This window comes from Bradyrhizobium sp. USDA 4506 (assembly GCF_054058795.1).
The window spans coordinates 424,735-448,887 of record NZ_JBSSBM010000001.1 but is presented as its reverse complement, the minus strand read 5'-3'; the positions used below and the strand labels follow the sequence as shown (position 1 = coordinate 448,887).

23 protein-coding genes and 1 pseudogene are annotated in these 24,153 nt (G+C 60.7%); 7 read left to right on the top strand and 17 right to left on the bottom strand.

What is annotated here, in order from left to right; genetic code table 11:
- Positions 1–14: 14 nt before the first annotated feature.
- From ACVIHF_RS02010 to ACVIHF_RS02000, 3 genes and pseudogenes are all read right to left on the bottom strand, one after another.
- A pseudogene (locus ACVIHF_RS02010) lies at positions 15–770 on the bottom strand (IS110 family transposase); the annotation flags it as partial.
- A 101-nt stretch (positions 771–871) separates the two neighbouring features.
- Positions 872–1,507, bottom strand: a complete 636-nt coding sequence (locus ACVIHF_RS02005; RefSeq protein ID WP_256559112.1) for a KUP/HAK/KT family potassium transporter — start codon at positions 1,505–1,507, stop codon at positions 872–874.
- A gap of 327 nt (positions 1,508–1,834) precedes the next feature.
- Positions 1,835–2,086, bottom strand: coding sequence for a DNA -binding domain-containing protein (locus tag ACVIHF_RS02000; RefSeq protein WP_253610623.1), 252 nt, complete (start codon positions 2,084–2,086; stop codon positions 1,835–1,837).
- A 225-nt stretch (positions 2,087–2,311) separates the two neighbouring features.
- On the opposite strand from ACVIHF_RS02000, the gene ACVIHF_RS01995 reads away from it, so the two are divergent.
- Positions 2,312–2,614 (top strand): helix-turn-helix domain-containing protein, encoded by a 303-nt coding sequence (locus tag ACVIHF_RS01995; RefSeq protein ID WP_253610290.1) that lies wholly within the window; start codon positions 2,312–2,314, stop codon positions 2,612–2,614.
- Between the two features lie 253 nt (positions 2,615–2,867).
- Here ACVIHF_RS01995 and sfnG read toward each other — a convergent pair whose 3' ends face one another.
- The 7 genes from sfnG to ACVIHF_RS01960 all read right to left on the bottom strand — a co-directional run bounded on the left by sfnG (position 2,868) and on the right by ACVIHF_RS01960 (position 10,379).
- Positions 2,868–3,953: a dimethylsulfone monooxygenase SfnG gene (gene sfnG, locus ACVIHF_RS01990; RefSeq protein WP_253610288.1), complete on the bottom strand. Its 1,086-nt coding sequence runs from the start codon at positions 3,951–3,953 to the stop codon at positions 2,868–2,870.
- Between the two features lie 16 nt (positions 3,954–3,969).
- Positions 3,970–4,758 (bottom strand): ABC transporter ATP-binding protein, encoded by a 789-nt coding sequence (locus ACVIHF_RS01985; RefSeq protein ID WP_253610283.1) that lies wholly within the window; start codon positions 4,756–4,758, stop codon positions 3,970–3,972.
- A 32-nt stretch (positions 4,759–4,790) separates the two neighbouring features.
- Complete coding sequence (locus tag ACVIHF_RS01980) at positions 4,791–6,140, bottom strand: ABC transporter substrate-binding protein (protein ID WP_375167149.1); 1,350 nt, start codon at positions 6,138–6,140, stop codon at positions 4,791–4,793.
- 80 nt (positions 6,141–6,220) lie between these two features.
- On the bottom strand, positions 6,221–7,288 hold the full coding sequence (locus tag ACVIHF_RS01975; protein ID WP_253610282.1) for a branched-chain amino acid ABC transporter permease: 1,068 nt from the start codon (positions 7,286–7,288) through the stop codon (positions 6,221–6,223).
- A gap of 3 nt (positions 7,289–7,291) precedes the next feature.
- On the bottom strand, positions 7,292–8,173 hold the full coding sequence (locus ACVIHF_RS01970) for a branched-chain amino acid ABC transporter permease (RefSeq protein WP_253610281.1): 882 nt from the start codon (positions 8,171–8,173) through the stop codon (positions 7,292–7,294).
- A 7-nt stretch (positions 8,174–8,180) separates the two neighbouring features.
- A complete protein-coding gene (locus ACVIHF_RS01965) occupies positions 8,181–8,951 on the bottom strand; it encodes an ABC transporter ATP-binding protein (RefSeq protein ID WP_253610279.1) in 771 nt (256 codons plus the stop codon).
- Between the two features lie 6 nt (positions 8,952–8,957).
- Positions 8,958–10,379 (bottom strand): LLM class flavin-dependent oxidoreductase, encoded by a 1,422-nt coding sequence (locus tag ACVIHF_RS01960; RefSeq protein WP_253610277.1) that lies wholly within the window; start codon positions 10,377–10,379, stop codon positions 8,958–8,960.
- 534 nt (positions 10,380–10,913) lie between these two features.
- Here ACVIHF_RS01960 and ACVIHF_RS01955 point away from each other — a divergent pair.
- Positions 10,914–12,137, top strand: a complete 1,224-nt coding sequence (locus ACVIHF_RS01955) for an acyl-CoA dehydrogenase family protein (RefSeq protein ID WP_253610275.1) — start codon at positions 10,914–10,916, stop codon at positions 12,135–12,137.
- Positions 12,138–12,231: 94 nt separating this feature from the next.
- Positions 12,232–13,602 (top strand): styrene monooxygenase/indole monooxygenase family protein, encoded by a 1,371-nt coding sequence (locus ACVIHF_RS01950; RefSeq protein WP_253610274.1) that lies wholly within the window; start codon positions 12,232–12,234, stop codon positions 13,600–13,602.
- Positions 13,603–13,743: 141 nt separating this feature from the next.
- Here the strand turns inward: ACVIHF_RS01950 and ACVIHF_RS01945 are convergent, their stop codons facing one another.
- Both ACVIHF_RS01945 and ACVIHF_RS01940 read right to left on the bottom strand, forming a co-directional pair.
- The gene (locus ACVIHF_RS01945) at positions 13,744–14,091 is read right to left on the bottom strand and encodes a hypothetical protein (protein ID WP_253610273.1); all 348 of its coding nucleotides are present in this window, start codon (positions 14,089–14,091) and stop codon (positions 13,744–13,746) included.
- A gap of 94 nt (positions 14,092–14,185) precedes the next feature.
- Complete coding sequence (locus ACVIHF_RS01940; protein ID WP_456791481.1) at positions 14,186–14,668, bottom strand: hypothetical protein; 483 nt, start codon at positions 14,666–14,668, stop codon at positions 14,186–14,188.
- Positions 14,669–14,974: 306 nt separating this feature from the next.
- Between ACVIHF_RS01940 and ACVIHF_RS01935 the strand changes: the two genes are divergently transcribed.
- Both ACVIHF_RS01935 and ACVIHF_RS01930 read left to right on the top strand, forming a co-directional pair.
- The gene (locus ACVIHF_RS01935; protein ID WP_253610271.1) at positions 14,975–15,580 is read left to right on the top strand and encodes a hypothetical protein; all 606 of its coding nucleotides are present in this window, start codon (positions 14,975–14,977) and stop codon (positions 15,578–15,580) included.
- 167 nt (positions 15,581–15,747) lie between these two features.
- Entirely contained in the window at positions 15,748–15,933 is a 186-nt protein-coding gene (locus tag ACVIHF_RS01930; protein ID WP_253610269.1) for a winged helix-turn-helix domain-containing protein, read from the top strand.
- Positions 15,934–16,553: 620 nt separating this feature from the next.
- On the opposite strand, the gene ACVIHF_RS01925 is transcribed toward ACVIHF_RS01930, so the two are convergent.
- Positions 16,554–16,760, bottom strand: a complete 207-nt coding sequence (locus ACVIHF_RS01925; protein WP_253610267.1) for a hypothetical protein — start codon at positions 16,758–16,760, stop codon at positions 16,554–16,556.
- 12 nt (positions 16,761–16,772) lie between these two features.
- On the bottom strand, positions 16,773–17,744 hold the full coding sequence (locus ACVIHF_RS01920; RefSeq protein ID WP_253610266.1) for a CobW family GTP-binding protein: 972 nt from the start codon (positions 17,742–17,744) through the stop codon (positions 16,773–16,775).
- 331 nt (positions 17,745–18,075) lie between these two features.
- On the opposite strand from ACVIHF_RS01920, the gene ACVIHF_RS01915 reads away from it, so the two are divergent.
- Positions 18,076–18,957, top strand: a complete 882-nt coding sequence (locus tag ACVIHF_RS01915) for a metal ABC transporter substrate-binding protein (protein ID WP_253610264.1) — start codon at positions 18,076–18,078, stop codon at positions 18,955–18,957.
- Between the two features lie 94 nt (positions 18,958–19,051).
- Complete coding sequence (locus tag ACVIHF_RS01910; protein WP_253610263.1) at positions 19,052–20,056, top strand: murein L,D-transpeptidase catalytic domain family protein; 1,005 nt, start codon at positions 19,052–19,054, stop codon at positions 20,054–20,056.
- Positions 20,057–21,159: 1,103 nt separating this feature from the next.
- Here the strand turns inward: ACVIHF_RS01910 and ACVIHF_RS01905 are convergent.
- From ACVIHF_RS01905 to ACVIHF_RS01895, 3 genes are read right to left on the bottom strand one after another with little or no spacing between them, the layout of a single operon-like run.
- On the bottom strand, positions 21,160–21,957 hold the full coding sequence (locus ACVIHF_RS01905; protein WP_456791480.1) for an ABC transporter ATP-binding protein: 798 nt from the start codon (positions 21,955–21,957) through the stop codon (positions 21,160–21,162).
- Entirely contained in the window at positions 21,957–22,952 is a 996-nt protein-coding gene (locus tag ACVIHF_RS01900) for an ABC transporter permease (protein ID WP_456791479.1), read from the bottom strand. Before ACVIHF_RS01900 ends, ACVIHF_RS01905 begins: the two co-directional genes overlap by 1 nt.
- A gap of 8 nt (positions 22,953–22,960) precedes the next feature.
- Positions 22,961–23,986 carry an ABC transporter substrate-binding protein gene (locus ACVIHF_RS01895; RefSeq protein WP_253610259.1) on the bottom strand — a complete coding sequence of 342 codons (1,026 nt, stop codon included), beginning with the start codon at positions 23,984–23,986 and terminating at the stop codon, positions 22,961–22,963.
- Positions 23,987–24,153: the final 167 nt, after the last annotated feature.

Below are 24,153 nucleotides of genomic sequence, written 5' to 3'. Positions count from 1 at the left end.
TCAACGGCCTGCTAGGCGCCGATCGTACTGGATTTTCCAAACCGCGTCGGGTCATCCACCGCCGAGCGATATGTCAGGGCGACCAAAGCGCCGACGCCAGGCGTGCTCATCAATCGCCGGCAAACCTTGTCGGCCCGCGCGATCCTCAGCATCTCACGATGCAACCTGGTGAACTCGTTCCACAACGCCGTCCTCGCGGCGAGCATCGCGCCTATCACCATTTCCAGGGTCACATGCTCCGCTGTCAATTCCCGAATGCGCGCTTCAAACCGTCCACGGCTCACTTCGCCGACCTTCAGCCCGTAGCCACGCAAGATACCGCGGATGCTCAGCTCGACGTCGAGAAGCTTGCCCTGCAGAAGTTTTCGTCCAACAAGAAGAGCCCGGGTATCCTTGCAAGGCACCGATTTCGCGTGAACCGGACGATACCAGCCCATCCGCAGCAACTGAGCGATCCCGCGGGCATCCTTCCGGTCGGTCTTGGCGGTCATGGCCGAGAGTGCTGCTTTCAGATGCCGTGTCTCGAGCAACACTGCATCGCGGCCGGCGGCCACAAGTGCGGCATGCAGCCACTGTGACAACGGCCCGGCCTCGAGCCCAATGCGGCTGACAGGTAATCCCAATTCGTCGAAATAGCCAATAAGCACCTCAGGCTCGCTGGCGACCTTGACCTCGCGGACGACCTTGCCAGTCCCGTCAACAACGCAGATGCTGCTCTCTTTCAAAGAAACGTCGATCCCCGCATAATATAGTCCATGGCTGTTCCTCACTTGATGCCTGGAGCCGATCACTTGGAGTCCGTTTCAACATCATCATTCTGAGGGACAGCCACCAACCTGGCTAGGCTCGCGAAGGCCGGCCATTACGGCATCTAGATTGCCACCTGTCGTCCGATCTCCACCACCTGGTCGTTGGGAAGACTGAAGAAATCGCTGACATGTTGCGCGTTCCGCTCCATTGTTGCGAATAGACGCTCCTGCCAGCCGGGCAGGCCCATGCCGTCCTCACGTCGGATCACGGTCTCGTGGCCCACATAGTACGTCACGTCGGCAATCTCGATGGCGCATCCCAGCGATTTGCTTTGGGCGAGCAGCCCCGGGATATGGGGACGCTCCATGAAGCCGAACCGCGCCTCTGCACGCCAGAAGTTATGCGCAACCTCTTCAAGCGTTATCCGATTGTTGGGCTGAACCCACGGCACCGAGAGGATCTCCACGCGTACCACGAAGAGTTGTTCGTGCAGAGCGCGGTTATGCTTGACATGCCAAACCATGACCGGCGGCGTGCCGTGCTCGGTTCGGGTTAGGAATACTGCGGTGCCAGGCACCCGAGGCACGTTCCTTTCGGCAACCTCTGCCATAAATTGCGGGACCGGGATCAGCGCCTCGCGCAGCCGCGCAGAGACGGCGGCCGCCCCGCGATGCCATATCCACATGACACCATAGACTGACACGGCCAGGACGAGCGGCACATATCCCCCCTCTGCCACCTTTGTCAGATTGGCCAGAAAGAAGGCCGCTCAAGGAGCCTAAGCGGCGGATGCACGCAGCTGCCTTCGCTATCCCTCGACGCAGCCTGAAATTGCGCTAATCTCGCAACTCACGGGCAAGGAGCAACGATGCCGAGGAAGCTTCAACAGACCCATGCGGTAAGGCAAGCGGTTCTGCCGCGCCTACGTCGTGTGCAGGCTTGGCGCCAAAAACGACTGCAGCGCCTTCTCGCAGATCCTGATATCGCCGAGAATGATCGGATCGGCACAAGTCCATCAAGGCCGCGCGGCATTACATGGCCGTCTCTATGCGCGCGGAAGCCGTCCTACGCGGACTATCGAAGGTTAAGTCCAGCCGCTCCGCAAGAGGTGCCGGTAACCGTGTCTGCTCATCCACTTGGCGCGGGAGAGATGGCTCTCATAGGCGCGGCGGGCGCGCTCCGGCTCGCGTTTGGAATTGATGTGCAGCACGACCTCCGCGACTTCCCGCCAGTCGGCACCGTCCGCATCCGCATCCAACAGACGCATGTAGGTAACGACGTACTCGCGGTCATACGGGGTCAGGGTCGGATCGCTCGGTGCAGCGTCGAATGGAATAGTAGTCTCCCGGCTTAAGCTCGCAAGGATCGCTGGAGATTGTGGGCTTTTTATAGTGTTCCAGCTTCCCCATCGAGATTCTAACCTCTTTTAAAGCACTTGCTCGATCGCGTTGCGAGCGTTCCGATATGTCGACCATGCGGTGTGCTGATGGATCGTGTGTCGACTCAAATAGTTGGATTATAGCCAGTGGTTTAAATATCCGGGCGCAGACATGATCGGCACATGAAAGCTCGTGCTCTTATGGCCCTAAATGTGCGTCGAATCCGCGTGGAGCGCGGTATTTCGCAACAGAAGCTGGCACATGAGGCTGGGATTGACCGCTCCTACTTGGCGAGCCTCGAGCGGCAATCCAAAAACCCGACAATTGATATCCTTGATCGCATCGCCGACGCGCTGGGTGTTCATCCATTCGAATTAGTTGTTCAGCATTCCAAACGCGCCAAAGCTCCAAATACGTTGCATGAAGGTCGTAAGCGCGCGCCTCTTAAACCACCGAGGAGAGTTAAACCGCCGAGGACAGGATAGTTGATCGACACTTGGTCGCGTTCAGTTTCCGGCGAATGCCGCCTTGCGCGGTGTGATGGAGAATGCCAAAGGTCTCTGGGCCGGAAGTTGTCTCATAGGTTCCGCAGCCGTGCCTTGCTGACATGCTCGGCCGTATCGCCGCTCCTGCGGCTCATCGGATAAGCGCCGCGTGGGTGCGCTTTTGAGTTTGCCGCGCTCTCCCGTTTGGTTGGCCTATATGCAGATCATCCCTTTTTTACATTTTGCAGTCGTCTCAGGCAGGCTCTGGCTCGTGGGTTCGGTTGGCTTTGGCTGGGTTCAACAGCGGAATCACCTCTCTGCCGAACGCCGGCAATTCGTCAGTGAAATTCAGGAAGGCGCAGAGGATCATGTCGACGCCGATCGCCTCATAGGCCCGGATACGCTCCGCGATCAGCTCGGGAGGACCGAACAGACGGGTCTTGAAGCCGTCGTTGGGCTGAACCAGGTTGGCGTGGCTCGAATCTGCCCACATCCCGACCCTCTCCGCTGTCGACGCGCCAGCCTGCTTCACCTGGTCGGCGAAGGCCTGCACGATCTCGGGGTCGGCGCCGGCGATGATCGCTTCGAGCTGCTCGAGCGCTTCCCGCTCGGTCGGCCGCTGGATGATGAAGCCGTTGAGCCCGAACTTGACGGTGCGGCCTTCCGCCTTGGCGAGCGCGCGGACCTCGTCGATCTGGTGCTTGGCGCCCTCCACCGTGGTGCCATTGAGAAAATACCAATCCGAATATTTCGCGGCCATCCGGCGCGCGGCCTTGGAATTGCCGCCCTGGAAAATCTCCGGATGCGGTTGCGAGATCGGCCTCGGCTTCAACCAGGCGTCGTTGATGCTATAGAAGTCGCCCTTGAAGGTGAAACGGTCCTGTGTCCAGAGACCCTTGAGCACCTGGATGAACTCTTCCGAGCGGCGGTACCGTTCGTCATGTTCCAGCCAGGGCTCGCCGAAGGCGCGAAACTCGTCCTTGAACCAGCCAGTGAGGATGTTGATCGCAAACCGCCCCTTGGAATAGACGTCGATCGTGGCCCCCACCTTCGCGATCATGGCCGGGTGCCAGAAGCCGGTGTGAATCGCGCTGATGAGCTTCAGCCGCTCGGTCTGGGCGGAGAGCACTGCCGTGCAGGTGATGGCTTCCTGCTGCAACTCCCAGCCATGGCTCGCGATGAAGCGCGCTGGCGCCAGGCCATATTCGAAGCCGAGCTCTTCGGCCTCGCGCGCGAGGGAAGCATTGTAGTCGAGCGTCCAGTCGGTGCGCTGCGGAACGTCGCTGATGACGAAGCCGCCGCTGCCGAGCGGCATCCAATATCCAAAACGAATCGCCATGGCGCGCAGCCCCTGCTCATACAGTCGTGGTCTGGACCGGTTCCGCCGCCGTTCCGGCCGCTGCGGCACCGAGATAGAATTCGGCAACGTCGTCCCGCTCGGCCAGATCGGCCGCCGTGCCTGACGCAGCGACCTTGCCGTTCTCGAGAACGTAGCCGTGATCGGCAAATTGAAGAACAAGATGGGCGTTCTGCTCGGCCAGCAGAAAGCTGACACCCTCGTTCCTATTGAGATCACGGATGATGTGGAAGATCTCCTCCACGATGATCGGCGCCAAGCCCATCGAGGGCTCGTCAAGCAGCACGAGGGTCGGACGCGTCATCATCGCACGCCCGATCGCAACCATCTGCTGCTCACCGCCCGACGTCAGGCCGCAACGCACGCTGCGGCGCTGCCTGAGCCGCGGAAACCAGGTGTAGACACGCTCGAGATCGTCGGCGAGTTCACGGCGGCTGGGCCGGCGCACAAACCCGCCGCTGAGAAGGTTCTCCTCGACCGTGAGTTGAGGAAAGACGTGACGACCTTCGAGAACCTGGACCACTCCCCTGGCAACGAGGTCGGCCGGGCCGAGCGTTCCGGTGACCTCGCCGCGCCACGTGATTGCGCCGCGGCTCAAGTGACCGCGCTCGGACGCGAGCAGGTTCGAGATTGCCTTCAGCGTGGTGGTCTTCCCGGCGCCATTGGCGCCGAGAAGAGCAACGATTGATCCTTCTTCGACCCTGAGCGATACGCCGCGCAAGGCCAGGATCGCCTGACTGTAGAGGACCTCGATGTTATCGACTTCGAGAAACGGCGACATGGTCATGACGGTCCTTTTGGCGATCCTTCCGGGCAACATCAGTTGGTTGCATCGCGCGGCGTGATGCCCTTTTCCTTGGCGTAGGCGGCAGCGCGCTCATAGATCAGCGGCAGCAGCAGGTCCCGGTCGGATTTCACCCAACCGTTGGACACCACGTTCCACTTCTCACCGTCCCACTGCAGCACCTTGCCCGCACCACCGCCCTCGTGGTCCTTGGCCGAGAGCTTCAGCGGCTGCTGGAGACCGGTGGCGCCGATTTCCGCAAGGCGCTTCTCGGAGAGGTCGAGGTGTTCGAGGCCCCACTGCGCTTCCTCGCCGTTGATCGGCCGCACGCCGAAATGCGCCTGTGCGGTCCGGATCGCCTCCACCGCGACGATCGCCTCGTCCACGCCGGAATTGTAGTAGACCGAGCCGAAGCTCTTCGGGTCCTTGAGATCGCTGAGACCCTTGTCGAGAATGTACTTCTTGAGCTTCTGGTGGATCTCGAAATTCGCGCCGGCGGGGAATGGCGTGATCGCGAGATAGCCTTTGCCTACCGCGCCGGCGGGGCGAACGTCCTCCTCGGAGCCCGACCAGATGCCACCGATGATATGATCGACCGGAAAGCCCACCTTGGCGGCGGTCTTGATCGCAACCGGCGTCATGACGCCCCAACCTCGCAAGAACACCCAGTCAGGCTTGAGCTGGCGAATCTTGGCCCATTGCGCCGATTGTTCATTGCCCGGATGCGGCACCGGAATCTGGATGTCCTCGAAGCCATACGTCTTGGCAAGGTGGGCAAGCGGGACCTGGGTTTCCTTGCCGTAGGGCGAATCGTGATACACGGTCGCGATCTTGAGGCCCTTCAGCTTGTCCTTGCCGCCGACCTTCTCCGCGATGAAATTGACCGCCGAAGAAGCTTCGCTCCAGAAGCTGAAGACAACCGGGAAGCTGTACGGGAACACCCGCCCGTCGATCGCCTCGGTGCGGCCATAGGCGATCGTGACCAGCGGAATCTTGTCAGCCACCGATTTCTCGGTCAGCGCCTTCGAAATCGGATCGCCATGCGGCAGGAAGATCGGCACCGGCGAACCATTCTTGCCTGCCTTCACCCGTTCATAGCACTCGACGCCCTTCTCGACTTCCCAATTGGTCTCGCACTCGTCCCAGACCAGCTTGATGCCGTTGATGCCGCCTTCGACCTCGTTGATATAGCGAAAATAATCGATCTCGCCGGCCCAGACCGGAATGCCGCTCGACGCGTAGGCCCCGACGCGAAATGTCGCGAGCGGGAAGTATTGTGTTTTTGCGTCCTCCGCCGACGCAGTGGCACCGATGGCCGCCGACAGAACGAGGGCTGTCAGCCCGATCGCCCTGCTCATGATCCGCTTCTGCTTCCGTAAAGACATCTGCTTACCCTCCATTTGATGCAGAATTCTCGCTTGGCCGTGCGTGCGGCTCACACCCACGGATGATGTTTCGTTGCTTGCTAGCGGCCCAGCCGAGAAGCCAGCTGCGTCCAGGCTCGCGACAGCAAGGCAGCGAGCCCTCTCGGCTCCTTGATCAGGAACCAGACGATCAGCGCGCCGAACAACGCCTTCTGAAGATTTTCAAGCTGCCCGGGATCGATCGCGCCACCGAACACGGTGCCTCCGACATGATCGAGCAGGATCGGCAGCAAGATCATGAAGGCGGCGCCCAGATAGTTGCCGCTGATGCTGCCCATACCGCCGATGATGATCGCAAACATCACCTGGAACGAACGATCCAGGTTGAAGCTGCGCGCATCGACCGTGCCGAGATAAGCAAAGGCCCAGAGCGCACCTGCGATCCCGATCACCAGCGAGCTCACGAAGAACGCCTTCAGCTTTCCGGCGGATACCGGAATGCCGATCACCGCAGCCGCGGTATCCATGTCGCGGATCGCCATCCAGGTCCGGCCGGTCTGGCTGCGGACCAGCCGTGTTGCGACGGCCGTCACGACGACGACGGTGGCGAGAGTCAGGAAATAGCGACCGGTCGGGCTCGAGAGATCATGACCGAAGATCGCAAGCCGTGGCGCCGAGATCGAGCTTGAGGTCGAATAGTTCGAGAACCAGCCATACTGATTGAACAACCATTCGAGCAGAAACTGCGTCGCCAGCGTCGATGCGACGAGGTAGAAACCCTTGATCCGCAGGCTTGGCAGCCCGGCGACGATGCCCACGAGCCCGGAGATGACGCCCCCGAGCAGCAGGCTGACCGGCAGCGGCAGCTCCGGCAGGCGCAGCAGCAGATTGTATGTCGCATAGGCACCGACCGACATGAACCCGCCGGTGCCGAGCGACGCCTGCCCGGCGTAGCCCATCAGCAGGTTCAGCCCCAGCGCGGTGAGCGACATGATCAGGAACGGAATCAGGACGGCATTGAGCCAGTAATCGTTGGCCACCAAGGGAATACCGACCAGTGCGGCAAGCAGCAGCACCGCCGAGCCGACGCGCAGCCGATCGCGCGTAACCCGGGCGGTGTCACCAGTGGCGCTGAACCCTTCGATGGCATCGGTGCCGATCGCAGACATGCATCAAATCCTTTCGATCGGCGCTTCGCCGAACAGGCCAGCCGGGCGGACCAGAAGGAAAGCGACCGCCAGCACATAGGCGAACCAGGTCGATACGCTGCCTCCCAGCAGGCTTCCGAGATAGATTTCAGCGAGGCTGTCGCCTGCGCCGACGATCAGCCCGCCGATAATCGCGCCCGCGATCGACGTAAATCCGCCGATGATGAGCACCGGCAACGCCTTGAGCACGACGAGGGTGAGTGCGAACTGCACGCCCTGGCGCGCGCCCCACAGCAGACCTGCAACCAGCGAGACGAAGCCCGCGACGCCCCACACGATCTGCCACAGCGTCTGGAGCCGGATCCCGATCGAGAGTGCGGCCTGAGGATCGTCGGCGATCGCACGCAGCGCGATCCCGACGCGCGTCTTGTTGAAGAAGATCGAGAGCGCGACCACGAGAATGCCGGCCGTGCCCGCCGCCGCGAGGTCGAACTGGCTGACCTGGACTCCGCCGATCTCGATCGGGGTATCGACGATGCCGAGATCGAGCTCGTGAACGCTCGCCCCCATCGCGATCTGCGCGACGCCCTCGATCACGAAGGATACGCCCAGCGTCGCCATGAACAGCGTGATCTGCGGCCGGTTGACCAACGGCCGCAACACGACGCGTTCCACCGCGATCCCGAGCACCACCATGACCGAAAGCGTGATCAGCGCGGCCAGCCAGAAATCGAGGCCCTTGTCGCGCAGGGTCACGAAGGTGAGCGCCGCACACAGCACCATCGAGCCTTGTGCGAAATTGAAAACGCCGGACGCCTTGAAGACCAGCACAAAGCCAATCGCAACCAGCGAGTACATGACGCCCGCAAGCAGGCCGCCGACCAGCGTTTCGACGAAGAAGCTCATCTGGACCTCAATGTGCCGTGCCGAGATAGGCGGCGACCACGTCCGGGTTCCGACGCACCTCCTCTGGCGAGCCATCGCCGACCTTGCGGCCATAATCGAGCACGACCACGTGATGCGAGAGCCCCATCACGACGCTCATGTCGTGCTCGATCAGCACGATGCTGGTGCCAAGGCTCGCGTTGGTCTCCAGGATGAAGCGGCTCATCTCGTGCTTTTCGTCCTGGTTCATCCCCGCCATCGGTTCGTCCAGCAGCAGCAGGCTCGGGCCACCGACCAGTGCCCGCGCGAGATCGACCCGCTTCTGAACGCCATAAGGAAGCGTCGCGACCACCCGGTCACGATGCTTGGTCAGGTCGAGAAAGGCGACGATCTCGTCGACCCGACGGTTGAACTCGCGCGACTCGCGCCGGTCGCGGCCTATGCCGAAGGCGTGCTCGACAATGCTGGCGCGGCAATGCCGGATCAGTCCGGCCAGTACGTTGTCGAGGACGCTGAGATGCCGGAACAGGGCATTGTGCTGGAAGGTCCGGCCAATGCCCAAATGCGCGGCTTGTGCCGGGCGAATCCGGACGAACTGCTCACCATTGAAGGTGATGCTGCCACCGTCGGCCCGATAGACCCCGTTAATGATGTTGAGCAGCGAGCTCTTGCCGGCCCCGTTCGGACCGATCAGCGCGCAGATCTCGCCTCGCTCCACATTGAAGCTCAGCGCATTCAGCGCCTTGATCCCCTTGAACGACAGCGAGACGTCATGCAGCTGTAGAATCGGTTCGGCCATTGCCCGTCACGCCTCGACGGGCTGACGCGCGGCCGAACCGGCCGCCTCGCGCTCGCGGCGCTTGACCGCCTGGATGTCGCGATAGCTTGCTGCCGGATGGCTCGCCGGCAGGTACGGGCCGTCTCCGAACAGCTTCTCCCGCAGAGTGCCAGGACGATAGCCGGTCGGATAGACGCCACGCTTCTGCAGCTCCGGAACCAGCAGATTGACGACGTCCTCGAAAGTCTCGGGCGTCACCGCATAGGCGAGATTGAATCCGTCGACGTCGGTCTCCTCCACCCACTGTTGCAGGATATCGGCCACCGTCGACGGCGAACCGACGAACACCGGACCGAGCCCGCCGATGCCGCCCCAGCGCGCCAGTTCCTCGATGGTCCAGGACTTGCTGCCGCTGGCGAGATGGTCGACCACGGAAACGATCGCATTCGTTTCGACCTTCCTGACCAGATCGGTCGGCGCGTACTGTCCGAAATCGATGCCGCTCCATCCCGACATGAACACCAGCGCGCCGTCATAGGAGGCGTATTGCTGATACTCCCTGAACTTTGCCTCCGCCTTCGCGTCGGTCTCGTCGACGATCACCGTGACCAGATTGTAGGTCAGGATCTTGCGCGGATCGCGACCGGCCTCAGCCGCGATCCGGCGCACCTCGGTGACGTAAGATTTCAGAACCGGCTTGATCGGGGCGGCGACGAAGACGCATTCGGCGTGCTGGGCCGCAAACGCTTTGCCGGCTCCCGACGCGCCGGCCTGGTAGAGCACCGGCGTCCGCTGCGGCGACGGCTCACAGAGATGATAGCCAGGCACATCAAAGTATCGTCCCTTGTGCGCGATCTCGTGCACCTTCGAAGGGTCGGTGAATATCCTCTTCCCGGCGTCGCGCAGGACGGCCCCCTCCTCCCAGCTCCCCTCCAGCAACTTGTAGAGCACCTCGGCATACTCGGCCGCCACCTCGTACCGATTATCGTGACGGCGTAGCCCGCCCTGGCCGATATTCTTCGCTCCGCTCTCCAGATACGAAGTCACGATGTTCCAGCCGACGCGGCCCTTGCTGTGATGATCCGCAGTCGAGAGCCTGCGCGCGAAAGTGTAGGGATGCTCAAATGAAGTCGACGCCGTGATGCCGATGCCGAGATGCTCGGTTGCGAGCGCAATGGGCGCGACCAGTTGCAAGGGATCGTTGACGGGAATCTGCGCTGCCTGCTCGAGCGCATGGAACAGAGAATTTTTGTAGACGTCATAGTAGCCGATCACGTCGGCGATGAAGATGCCGTCAAATATCCCTCGCTCCAGCGTTCGCCCGAGATCCTGCCAATAGTCGAGATCCTTGTACTTGTATGAGCGGTCTCGCGGGTGCGCCCAGACACCGGGAGACTGATGGCCGACACAATTCATGTCGAACGCATTGAACCGAATCTGTCGCGCCATTCACACATCTCCGTCGCGTCGCTCAGCACGACACCGTTGGCTCGTTCGCGCGACATCTCGCCACAACACGCGATCAATCGTCCATCGCGTTTATCGATCTTTTTCGACACGCATCTTTCGTCGCATCTCGTTGCGGGATGAAAAACTCGCTCCTGGCTGCTTCCTGCTTGGCGTCACCAGGCTCGGCCCATGCGACGCACTCGATGCAAGACGCGACAACAACTTGCTTCGATTCGATCGCGTTTCGACACGATCTACCGCGCAGATCGCACGGCACGGAGAAGACTCCTTTCGCGCTAGCTGTGCTCGCGAGCATCGCAATCTTTTTCACCGATCCTTGCGTCACTTCAGACGACGTCGATAGACGACATCGATCGGCGGCTCACGCAGCAGATTTTTCTTCGCGCGACGTGCGGCTCCAAACGATCGTGTTGCATCCGAACGGAAATTCAGTCTGGCTCTCGCAAGCGCGTGGATTATTCTTCAAGACAACAAATCCATCCAAGGACCCACGGAACGAGCGGACGCAGCACGATGACCATTCATCCCGGCAGACCGAGCATCAGCGACGATGCCCTTCACGAGCGCTTCGCTCCGATCTTTGAGACGATCGCAGCAGGTGCGGTAGCCCGCGAACGAAGCCGCACGCTGCCGATCGAGGAAATCAGACTGTTGAAAGAGGCCGGCTTCGGCGCATTGCGTGTGCCGATCGAGTTCGGAGGGCTCGGCGCGACGCTCCGCCAGACCTTCGAGCTACTGATCGCGCTCGCGGCCGCCGATTCCAACCTGCCGCAGGCGTTACGGGCACACTTCAACCTGGTCGAGGACCTGCAGCTGAACAAGGATGAGGCCGTCAAGGCACGATGGCTCGGAGCCATCGCGAACGGCGCGCTGGTCGGGGTCGCCGTCACCGAGCCGGGCCTGGGTGCGGTTGATCGCTACCGGACCGCCGTCACATCGGAAGGAACCGCGCTGCGGCTCAACGGACTGAAATATTACACGACCGGCACACTTTACGCCGATCATCTGCTTGTCGCGGCCGACCAGGACGGCAAACGAGTGACCGTCCTGGTCGACACCAGCCAGCCTGGCGTCAGCGTCGAGGACGACTGGGATGGCTTCGGCCAGCGGCTCACGGCAAGCGGCACGGCGGAATTCAAGAATGTCACGGTCAGCCCGGATCGGATCATCGGTCCCGGCTATGGAACGGAAGGCAGGGTGTTTGGAACCGCCCACGTTCAGCTGATCCTGCTCGCCACGCTCGCAGGGATTGCGAAACGCGCCGCGGCGGATACGACCGACTGGATTAAGGCACGAACGCGCACGTTCACCCATGCCGTCGCCGACCTGCCCCGCAATGATCCCCTGGTGCAGCAGGTGATCGGCCAGCTCCTCAGCGCCGCCTTTGGCGCGCGGGCAACGGTCCTCGCCGCGGTCGACGAGCTCGCGCGGACGCTTGATGGCCGCCACCAGGATCCTCAACAGCTCGATGCCTCCGAGCTTGCTGCAGCGCAGGCACAGGTAACCGTCATCAAGCTCGTGCTCGACGCCGTGACCACCCTTTTCGAGGTCGGCGGCGCTTCCCTCAGTTCGGAGAAGCTCGCCATCGACCGGCACTGGCGCAACGCACGGACCATCGCTTCCCACAACCCTGTAATCTTCAAGCTCCGCGCAGTTGGCGGGTACGAGTTGAATGGCGAGACGCTTCCATATGCCTGGAGTGCCGGCGTTCGTTCCACACGACAACAGGGTAACTAGCACCCCGCCTTCTCGCGAGCTTCACGCGTCGAGACGATGACGCACGTCGAGATCCCGCCTTCGGCGCCGAGAACTTTTCCTTCAGGAGAACCACGTGTCCAACACCAACCGCAAAGTCGCGATCATTGGAGCAGGTCTTGCCGGGACGACGGCCGGACTTGGCCTCGTCAACGCGGGATTTGATGTCACCATTTACGGCGACCGAGACCGGTTATCGCTACGCAACGATGTGCCTCCCACGGGGACGGCTGTCTACTTTGGCAAATCCCTCGAATACGATGCCGAGGTCATCGAGGATCTCTATGACATCGGGACCAGCACCGGCATGAGCGTTCGGATCTTCTCCGGCATCGGCGAGGCTCGAACTCCCGTTATCGAGTTCGACCGTCCCTTTAACTATCGGGCGCAGGCCGTTGATACGCGGCTCCGTGCCGACGATCGCCTCGGTCGTTTCCTGGCGCGAGGCGGAAAATTCGTCGTGCGCCCGGTCACGCCCGAAGATCTGGATGCGATTGCGGCGGACGCCGACCTCACCCTCGTGGCGACAGGGAAGGGCGGCTTGTCGTCCCTATTCCCGGTTGATCCGGATCGCACCGTCTACACCGAGCCGCAGCGGCACCTGCTGCTCGCAACATTCAAGGAGCTGGATCGCGCCGATCATCAGTTTGCCTATCGCAGCTCGGACGGCGCCCGGCACAACTGGTTCAACATCCATGCCGATTTTGGCGAGACGTTCTTCGGCCCTTATCTGCACAAGGACCTCGGCGCCACGCGGGCGTTCATTGGGTTCGCCAAGCCCAGTAGCCCGTGGATCGACATCTTCAACACTGTAAAAGACGCTCAGAGCGCGCGTGACGCCGTGGTGAACCTGTTCGCGACCTATTTCCCGGAAGATGCGGGGCTGATCGATCAGCTGAAGCCCTTGCACGAGGATCCACACTCCTGGCTTCTCGGCGCGGTCTCACCGACGGCTCGACGCGCCGTCGCCCGCACCAAAAATGGACACGCTGTTGCAGCAATCGGAGATGCCGCAGTCTCCTTTGATCCGCTCGGCGGTCAGGGCGCGCAAAATGCAGTTGTCCAATCCGTGCTACTGATCCGCGCGCTCAAGGAGCACAAGGACAGGATCACCTACGAATGGCTGCAGGATCAATTCAACAAGCATTGGGACCATCGCGCCGAGGCCGCGACGGAAGTTACCCGGCTGCTTCTTGGCGATGAAAAATACGCAACGCATGCGGAGTTGCTGTTCCCGGCCGCTGCTGTCAACGCGACGGTCGGAAGCGCGTTCTTCGATTTTCTCTCGGAGCCGCAGCCGTTACTCGGTATTCAGAGCCGAGAGCAGATAATCAAGTTCATTTCGGATCTCGCGGGTGAGACAGCGGACAATGTCTTGGCACGGTTCAATCCACCGGAGCAACTTGCGCGCGCGCAAGCGGCCGAGCGTGCGTTCGTCTCATCATAAGCAACGGAGTTCACTACTTCGGCGATGATCGAAGCCTATGCCGAAGCCGAAAAGTCGGCAGCCTGCTTGATGCGTACGGGAGCAGACCGAAGGCCGTGCTCGACATCGAATTCAGCCGTCGGAACGACATTTTCGATAGCGTCAAGGCCCACGTCCTGGCACGGAAATGGACGGCAGCCGAGCTCGATGGACGGTTTCGTGCGTCAGCACTTGCCGAACGACGATCCTGACTGCCGCGCACCGCAATTTCGCAGAGAAATTGTTGCTCCTGATGGTGTAGTTGGCGAAACCGACCGGGCCGAGCGCGTTGTTCAGATTGTGATTGCCGAAGCGTCCGCCGCCCGAACACGCCGACATAGAAGCCGGACCGTCGTAGGCCGGTACCGCGACCGTGGGCGCCTTGGTGTAGACGGGACGATCTGCGCTCACGGCCGGCGCAGCGAGCAGCAACGCTCCGAGCGCCGCGGCAGTGAAGAGAATCTGCTTCATTGCGTGCCCCAAATTCCGATGAGGGAGCCGCGCGATCTTGTCGGCGCGGCGCCGCCTGTGGATCAGAAATGAATGATGATGTCTGCCGAACCGATCAGAGCGTCCTTCTTGGTGGGCGCAATGCCGAGGTTCGCGTTACCGTTGAATGCCGTGGCGTCGAGCCTGGTCGAGCTGGACCGTGTTCGGGTTGTAGTCGTAGGCCGCCGGCGAATTGCCGCCGCGCACGCTGTTGTTGCTGAGGTTGCCGCCGGCATTGATCCAACCGCAGAGGTTGTGGGCATCGTTCGTTCATCCACTGTCCCGCTGGCGTATTGCCGAGCGCCGCCATCAGCGGGCTGTCGACCGAGCCCGACCTCGTCACGCCGAAGCTCGTCGTGCCGCCATAGGGCCATTCGCTGAACGGCATTGGCGGCGTGCTCTGCGGCGTCGCCGGCCAGTCGGCACGCCGCGGCGCCGACGCTTTCGGATCGGACGGCGCGGTGTCGTGTCCCCACTCGAGCCGGTAGTAGTTAATGAAACGACTGAAGAAGTCGCTGGCCAGATAGCTGTCGAGGCAGGAGTAGTTCTTTGTACGCATCGCACATAGAGGTCGGCATCGTCAGCAATGGCGGATCGGCGTCAGCTGCGTGTGCTGCGCACGTGCACAAGGAGTCTGCGGAAGACTCCTCGTTTCGAGACATCGGCGCGTTGCAATACGAGAGATTTGCAGAAGGCAATGTCATTTCCGCCATAGCCGGGCCGGCATCATGCTCACGATCGATGCGCTGCTATCTTATTGCTATGCCGATCGTGGTGAACCGAGTCGACGATTTCTGCAGCTAGTCGTAAGCTTGCTGCATCGGGCGGAATAGTTCGCTTCGATCGAGATGGAGCGCTGCGATTCGTGGTAAGCGGTACGAAACGTACAAATGATATCGCTCTCAACAACACAGTTGACGACATCGACCTGAATTTCCTGCCGGCCGATCTCACGGCACAATGCCGCAATCTGATCGAGAGCTATCACGACATTCACGGCTACGCCTGCCTGCCCGACATGCTGTGGCGTGCCCGGCTCGGTCCGTTCATCGAACGCCATCATGAATTCCGGCAGCGGTTGCGCAAGGCATCGACCACGCGCAGCGCCAAGAAATCCAACCAGGGTTTTGTTGGGATCGCGACCGCGATCCTGTCGCTCGAGATATTAGCGAGCAGCTTCGCCGGCTGGAGCGCCCTCTATCCGGAGGCTGGCGCGAGGGCGCTCGCGGTCCTGAAGCGGCAATCCGGGGCTTCGCTGACCCCACTGATGGACTTCTATCTCTATCCACCCAAATACATCAGCTCAGCGGCCATCACCAAGTTGGCGCCGCCACGGGCCGGCCGGACAAGCGGGTCCGATCCTTACCGAACGTCGGAGCCGGATGTTTCGGGCGAGCAGCTCGCTCTCAGCCATGCCGACATAATGCTGCAGAATTCGGTTGGTGCAGCACTACTGCTTCAACGGCGCTGAACCCGCCTGCCAGCGTGATCCTGCGCCAGCGTCCGGCAAGTACCCGGTGGTCGTGGTCGGGCCGCTGTCGGTCGATCTTGCCAGCCAGACCGTCTCGCTCGACGATACCAGGGTCAAGCTGACGCGAAGGAATACCGACTGCTCCACGTGCTTGCGATGCATGTCGGATGGTGGTGACGCACAATCAGCTGCTGAAAGAGATCTGGACCGGCAACCAGCGCGACAACATCCAGTACCTGCGCATCCTCGTGCGCAAGCTGCGACAGAAGATCAAGGCCGATCCCAACCAGCCGCGCCTGCTGGTAACCGAATCCGGGGTTGGCTACTGGCTGGAGACCAGCGTGGCCGACTGATCGGCTCGGTGCCGGTCCCTCGGGGGCATATATAGAAAAACAATATGTCTCCGGCGTGGATGGCTCTGACTCGCGCACAAAAAGGGGCACGCGGAGGAATTCCTGATACAGCCTTTTCACATCCCGGGCCTTGTGGGTCGGTACTGGATGCTGATCGTTCGCGCTGTAGCCACCTTCGCGCTGATCGCCTGCAGAACCCGGGACCGGGCCTAACCGCCTCCCGCATAGCAGTCCCAGGGGCAAGGGACCTGTGTTCCGGGTTGGAGACCCGGTTTCACCGAGCGGCCTCTCGGTTTCCGCGGCGGTTGCTTGTGTCGGCACTGCTGAGGCGGCCAGCGCCGCCGCGCTTTTGATGACGCTGCGACGATTGAACGCTCGGTTGTGGGAATCGGTCTTCCAAGCGTGTGCGGAGACTGGTGACCTTAATGACGCGTTCGACGCCTGTAGACTAATCAGAACGCGCGCGCTGATATCCATCATGACCCGGAGCACCAACGCACGGCCGGAACCTACATAAGGTCACACGCCTACCACGCGTCGCGCAAGACGGCGCCCGTCGGGCCCGTCGGATGCGTACGATCATTCTGCAATGGACGAGGAACATATGGCGGATCGAAGTGCTATGAGCGCCCCGTCATTCGAACGTTTCCTTTCGAGGGAGCGGGTTCTTTCAGTCCGGTTGCATCACCGTTGCCGGCTCGGTCATGCGGTCGCTCACCGACCGCATCGGTCGGTGGAAAGATGCTGTCATATATCGCGCGAGCTTCGCGAATGAGGCGAAGCCGCTCGAGCTCGGATTTCGGAACGAATCCTGCGATCTCGGTCATTTTCGCTCCCCTTTAGGCGCAGCAAGCCTCAAAGCCTTGCCTGAGCAGGTCCTTTGGCAAGTCGCGCCCGATGAAAACGAGCCGTGTCTGGCGCGCCTCTTGGTCCTTCCAGGGACGCCGACTTCCGCCTTCAATGAGCATGTGCACGCTCTGAACGACAAATTGCCGATCGTCATCCTCGATCGATGCGATGCCCTTCATGCGAAGGATGTCCGGACCAAAGCGCTGTGTGACATCCTGAATCCAGGACACGAACCTGCCGGGCTTCATCGGTCGATCGGCGACCAGGGACAGGCTGCCGATCCCGTCGTCGTGTTCGTGCTTGTGTTCTTCGGTGAGGAATCCGGGCTCGACTTCGAGGATGCGCTCGAGATTGAAGGCGTCTTGCCCCAGTATCTGGGCGAGATCGATACCACAGCGCTCCGTTCTGTGAATCTTCGCATATGGGTTGATGTTTCGGATACGACGTTCGACTATTGCGAGCCCGTCCGCATCGAGAAGATCAACCTTGTTGATGAGAACGACGTCGGCGAACGCGAGTTGCTCCTGCGCTTCTGGTGCGCGGTCGATCTGTTCGAGGAGATGCCTGGCGTCCGCGACAGTGATGATGGCGTCGAGCTTCGTCTTGCGGCGGACGTCCTCGTCGACAAAGAACGTTTGCGCCACCGGCGCCGGATCTGCGAGCCCTGTCGTCTCGACGACAATGCCGTCGAAGGCTCGGCTGCGCCGCATCAGCCCTGCGATGATCCGGATGAGGTCACCGCGCACCGTGCAGCAGATGCAGCCGTTGTTCATCTCGAAAATCTCCTCGTCCGCGTCGACGATGAGATCGTTGTCGATACCGACCTCTCCGAATTCGTTCACGATCACCGCAAACCGCCTGCCGTGCGTCTCGGAGAGGATGCGGTTCAGAAGCGTCGTCTTGCCGGAGCCGAGATAGCCGGTCAGAACCGTGACGGGAATCCGAGGTGCAGCATCGGTCATGGGTTGTTATGTCCTTGCTCCTGTCATATGCAACGTTATAACATTACATCCAATCAGGGCGGATGCAAGGCAAAGATGTGCGGTCAGCCCCCGTCAGATGCGGGCGGTTCGGGGCTGAAGCACAAAAAAGAGAAAAAGACCGTCCGGGTTTCCATGAACTAAGCAATGCGGTGAGGCTCTGTTGTTCCAGCTGTGTCGTGACACCATGATCCATGCCGACGCTCGACGCCGGCTTCGATTCGATTTGGCCGGTCGACCGGCACACGACATCTCCGTGTGGCAGAAGGCCCGCTTTCGACAGCTTCGACGATTGACCTTGGTTGGCGTGGCAATGGCCTCGGCGATCTTGCCGGCTTCCGCGGAACAGCAAGCAACGAAACTAAAGGTGGTGGCGACATTTTCGATCCTCGGCGACTTCGCCAGGAACGTTGGCGGCGATTGGGTCGAGGTCACGACGCTGGTCGGTCCCAACGGCGACGTCCACGTCTATTCGCCCACGACCGCCGATGCGGAGGCGATCAGGAATGCCAGACTGGTGATCGTCAATGACCTCGGCCTGGAGGGCTGGCTACCGAGGCTCGTCAAATCATCCGGCAGCAGTGCGACCATCGTCGCCGCAACCGACGGCATCGTTCCGCGCAAGATGGCTACCGGCGAGATACCGAGTCGTGATCGTGGCGCAGGGTCAACCGACCCGCACGCCTGGCAATCCGTTGCGAACGCTGAGATCTATGTCACCAATATCCGCGATGCCATGGTAGCCGCCGATCCCGCCAATGCTGCAACGTACAGGGCCAATGCATCGACCTATCTGACCAAGCTGGAAGCGCTCGACCGCGACGTTCGCGAGGTGCTCGCGGCGTTCCCTGTCGAGCGGCGCAGGGTGATTTCAACTCACGATGCCTTTGGTTATTTCGCCGACGCCTACGACATCACGTTCGTGGCGCCCCAGGGCGTTTCGACCGAAACCGAGCCGAGCGCACGGGATATCGCAACCATCATCACGCAGATCAAGAAAGAGAAGATTCCAGCGGTCTTCCTGGAAAACATCAGCGATCCCAGACTGATGCGCCAGATTGCCTCCGAGACTGGAGCCGCGATCGGCGGAACGCTTTATTCGGATAGCCTGACGGCGAAGGATGGCGAGGCTCCGAGCTATATCGAGATGGTCAGGCACAATATCAGAACGATTGCGAGCGCCGTTGCGGACTAACGCGCTTGCCTCGCCGCGAGGTCCGGCGCTAACGGCTGAACACGCCGCGACGCTTGAACTAGCATGCAGACGCTTCGGCAGGAGAATTGAACCGGTGCGGTCAAGATCCGTCCTTCTGATCATCAATATCTTCAGCCTCGTCATCATCGTCATCGCCTTACTGGCGTCGCCACGGTCTTTTGCCGCGCAGCAATCATCGGATATTCCGGCTTGGCTGAGGGGACATGTCGGCGAAGGCGAAGGTCAAATCGCACAACTGGTCTTGCAGAGGGCACGCGCGCTTTACCAGCAAAAAGTGAGCCAAGGCGCGGTTAAGAATCCTTGCTATTTCGCGATGGACGCGACGCGTCCCAACGATTTAGGCGACGGCAAATTGGGGCGTCGGTTCTACGTTGTCTGCGAATCCGAGCGATCGTTTCGTGCAATTTCGGCGGGGCATGGCGGCGGTCGCGATTTGAAAGGCGTCGCGGATTTCGCAAACGGAAGACGCTGCGCGAAGAACTTCGGCAATGCGATGGATTCGAATCTAACGGCTGGCGGGGCCTACGTGACCGGCGAGACGAAGACGTCTTTCAAAGGCTACTACCGTGTTTCGGCGAAACAAGACGCGGTTCTGATACGCTCGTTCGTTCAATTTGATGGCGAGGGTGAAACCGCAAATGCCCGACAGCGCGAGATCGGCGGGCATCCGGCCGAGCTGTTGAGGAACGTCTGTCTTCGAAAAGATCCACGCAGTCCGTATGCAAATCACGAGGGGTACGTTCCTTTTGGAACACTGGAGGATTACGCTGGCGGCCGCAGCAACGGGTGTACCAGTTGGTCGCCATCGGACGCCGGCCAGATTATCGCGATGGTGAAGGATAACCCGACGACGCTTTACATTTATCCTGAGTCTGCCGACATCGAGGTCGTCGCGCGAGCAGTGGCGGCCGGCCGGTCGCTATCCGGCGTGGGACTATATTGGAACGCTTCCTGTTTGAACGAAATCCGCGCTCCGAAATTTTGGCGGAAGGAATCCCTCGAGCCTATCCTGGCTCAATACAAGAAGGATCATCCGGCACCGGCGCAACTGCCAACGCCGATATGCAAGGGGCGGTGAACTTGATGACTCGCCTCATCTGTTGGAGCTACCGCTCATCCCTTGCAACTCACCAGCGACATATTGCAACGCGAGCATCTCAGGATCACGGATTTGCAATTGTCGGTCTCAATCCCGATCGGATCATTTTCGACCACGCGCCCCTTCTTCCCTTCTTATTTCTCAATGCTGCCAAGGCGCAGCAATCGCCCCACCAGCGCTTACGGGCACAGGCCGCTTCCGGCTCACACCGCCCGGATGTCGCCTTTCGCGACCTTCAGGTCGACCTCGCGCAGCGCCGCGACACCGCCAAATGCCAGCGAGATTCCCAGCGGGCGCATAGTTTGTTACCGACGGGATAACAAGCGTCGTTCACTCGTCACCCGATAACATCGGGCCTCTTCCGGCGGCGATGTGCGCGATCTTCACATTCCTTGAATGATAGTTGTCTCCGTGGTGCCCCAATAGCATCGCTGGCTCCATCGTGCCGTTACAACGACTTTCTCGACGCTTATTCGGCTGGCGTGTCGCTACATCGCCAATCGTTTGATTTGGAGCACATGCCGCTCCGGGTTCATTCTTTGTTGCAATGTTCATTTAACTTGAATCATGTCGGCAACGCGCAGACCTGACCCAATTCGACCGCCTCGTAACTCCTCCCTCAGACGGCTCACCGCAAACTTCGTCGCGATTAGCGATCTCGATCGCTGTGGCAGCCGTTCGAATGCAGTGGGTTTCCGCTATTCCTTAGCAATGGTGCGGCGGGTTCGCCAAATTGTCAGATCGGAATAGCCTTATCCTATTTGACGAGCTATCCGGACAAGGGACGAACTATCGTGGGCGCGAATTGTGCAACACCAGGCTCGCAGACGCGACGAGCATGCCAATCCAGAAAGTTCCCCACCAGTACTTCACGATAGACCCTGGATGCTCGCCTCGACACAGTGAACGGGCGAGGTCGCATATGTCTGAACGACCAACGAGACAAAGCCCCGCCTCCGGGATCGAAAGATAGGCATACAGGACGACATCCCGGTAGGTGATCCACCACCAGACGATAGCGAACACCAAGACAACGATCCCGACCGACAGGAGATTCGCCGCCCTCCTCGCCACCTTTTGCCTCAGGTCGGAAGGCCGAGGGTTGCGAGAATGCTTCGGCGCAGCGTTACCAAATCCGGATCATCGCGATGTCTTGGATACGGCTTGTCGAACCGAAATTCGGCCTTGATGCGTGCCGGGCGATCACTAAGGACGATGATGCGTGACGAGAGCACCAGCGCCTCTTCGACATCGTGCGTGACCAGGAGTGCGGTGAAGCCGTTGTGCTGCCACAAACCCACTAGCTCCGCCTGCAATGTCAACCGGGTCAGCGAATCGAGCTTGCCTAGCGGTTCGTCAAGCAAGAGCAGCGCCGGGTCGTTGACAAGTGCGCGCGCCAGCGACGCTCGCTGTGCCATGCCGCCAGATAGCTGGTGAGGATAGGCACCGGCGAACCCCTCGAGCCCGACGAGTGCCAGCGCACTGTCGACACGTTTGTGCGCCTGTTTTAGCCGCCCGCGCGCTTCCAACCCGGTCGCCACGTTTTTCCATACGGAAGCCCATGGAAACAGCGTCGGATCCTGAAAGACCAGACCGCGCGATGGATCGGGATGTGTGATCGGGCGGCCATCTGCCAGGATGCTGCCGCTGGTCGGCTTCTCCAAGCCCGCGATCAACCGCAGCAATGTCGACTTTCCGCAGCCTGATGGTCCAAGCAGTGCGACGAAGTCGCCGGGCGCAATATTGAGATCGAGCGCCTCGATTACCGGAAGCTGCGCGCCGGCCAGGCTGAACTGATGGCTGACGGCATGGACGTCGATGGACATGCTGACGGACCTGACAACATCAGCCTGTGGCGAGGCGAGCGCTGCGATGGACATCAGATAAATCCCTCCTGCCAACTCAGCAGACGGTCCCGCACCACAAACAGCAGCCGGATGAGACCGGCGCACAATATCGCCATGATGATCAAGGCGGCATAGACATTCGCATAGCCGGAATAGGCGGTCTGAAACTGGATATACCAGCCGAGCCCGTATTTAGCGCCGAGCATTTCGGCCACGACCAGAACGGCAAATGAATAATACAGCGCCATGAACAGGCCGACAAAAACGTGCGGGGTCGAGGCTGGGATTGCCACCCTGCGGATCAGGTACCAGTCATCCGCACCAAGGATGCGGCCGACGTCGTAGAAGGTACGATTCACGGAATTGACCCCTGAAGCAGTCAGGATTGCGACCGGAATACCGGAAGCCAGCGCAACGATGAAGACGCTCGCGCCAAACGTGGTCGGGAAGAAATAAAAGGTACAGGGTATCCAGGCAGTCGCCGGAACCGGCCCGATCAGCTTCAGGAACGGCATGCCCCAATAACTGAAGCGCTTCGACCAGCCGAGCGCTACACCGGTTGCATAACCAACGAGGATGCCGGAGAGGAAGCCAAGCGTCCACAGGCGCATCGTATAGCCGATGCAGATCAAAAGGCGTTGGCCGTCGGTCACGTAAACGTTGAGCAGCCCGTGCGGCGGGGAGAAGAACGGCTTGGGGAGCCAACCGAACTTCGCGGTGGTCAACTCCCAGAGGGCGAGCCACACACCAACAGCGACAAACCAAGGCCCGTAATGCACGAGCAAGTCACGGGCGCCTCTGAGACGAGGTACAATCGGTGATAGAATGAGGAACATCGCCGCGATCCCACCGGTAATCGCAGCGAACAGGCCCGTGCTGCCCCATGGCACAACATCGGGAATCCCTATGGTGATCACCGCCGCCGTCGCCCATGCCAGCGCCGCCAGAAGACCCTCGCGCCACAGACCTGCAAAAAACGTCGCCGGCGCCAACAATAGTCGGCGGCCTATCTGGATCGTGTCAGTCACCGCAAGCCTCACGCCAACAGGTTGACCGTGACCCGCTCCGCAAAGGCCTTTGGGTCGGTCGTTGAATCTAGCACTTTAACGAGCTTCAGATCCTCTGCGGTGATGCGGATCTGATCGACCAGCGGCTGGCCGATCGGATGATCGTGATACACCAGCGAGCCGAGGATCTCGGTCAAGTCGGCGAGAGACAGACCAGCCGGTTTCAGGGTCTCGAAATACCACTTCGCCACTTCATCGGGATGATTGGCAGTGTATTCGTGCACCTCAATGTTAGCCTCAGCGAGCCGCCGAAGAGCGTCCTTGTTCGCGGCCAGAAATGGCCCGTTGGCACCGAGGACACAGCATGTATGCCCCTCGTATGCGCCGGTCTGAGTGTCCGCGAGCTTGATGAAATTGAACTTCTTCTCGATCGAATACGCCCACGGATCGAGATGCGCGGCAACGTCCGCCTCTCCCCTGTGGACTGCCTCGCCAACCAGATCGAAGGGGACGACCTTCCACGTGACCTCCGTTTCTGGATCGATGCCGGCCTTCGCTAGCGTGACCTGGAACGCGACCTTCGGGGGCGATACAACATCGTAGCTTGCGATGGTTTTCCCCTTGATCCCTGCAATGTCCCTGATGCCGGACGCCTGCGAGGCCAGCAACCGCTGGCATCCGCCGTGCGACCCCACGAACAGCTTGACATCGAAACCCTGCTCCAGCGGCTTGAGCCAGTCTCCAACAAGGCCGGCGCCCGCATCGGCCTTGCCTGTCGCCAGCGCTTGGATCAGAGTCTGGCCACTGGCGCCCTGATAAAACAATTCGACATCAAGATTGTGCTTGGCATACAGGCCCTTTGCTACTCCGAAACCTAGCGGAGAATGACACGCGGCCACCTCGGTCCAAGCGAGCCGAATCTTGGGTGCCGGCCCGGCCACTGCAGGTGAATAGATATTGTTTCCTACGAAGCCAGCCGATGCCGCCAGCCCTGCCATGCCGGTCGCCTTCAGAACTGTTCGGCGCGAAACATTGAGAGTCCTCAATCTGCTCATACCAACACTCCAATGCCTTACGGCCAATGGGCTTGCTCGGACCGAAGCGCTTCTTGCGCTGCGGGCGCAGAGAATGCGATCGATGTGGAATGATGCGTTCTTATCTCTTGAGTGTCGAGCCACGGTCAGAAATAACGATGCACGCTCTGCCGAGCGATGGCTCGGCA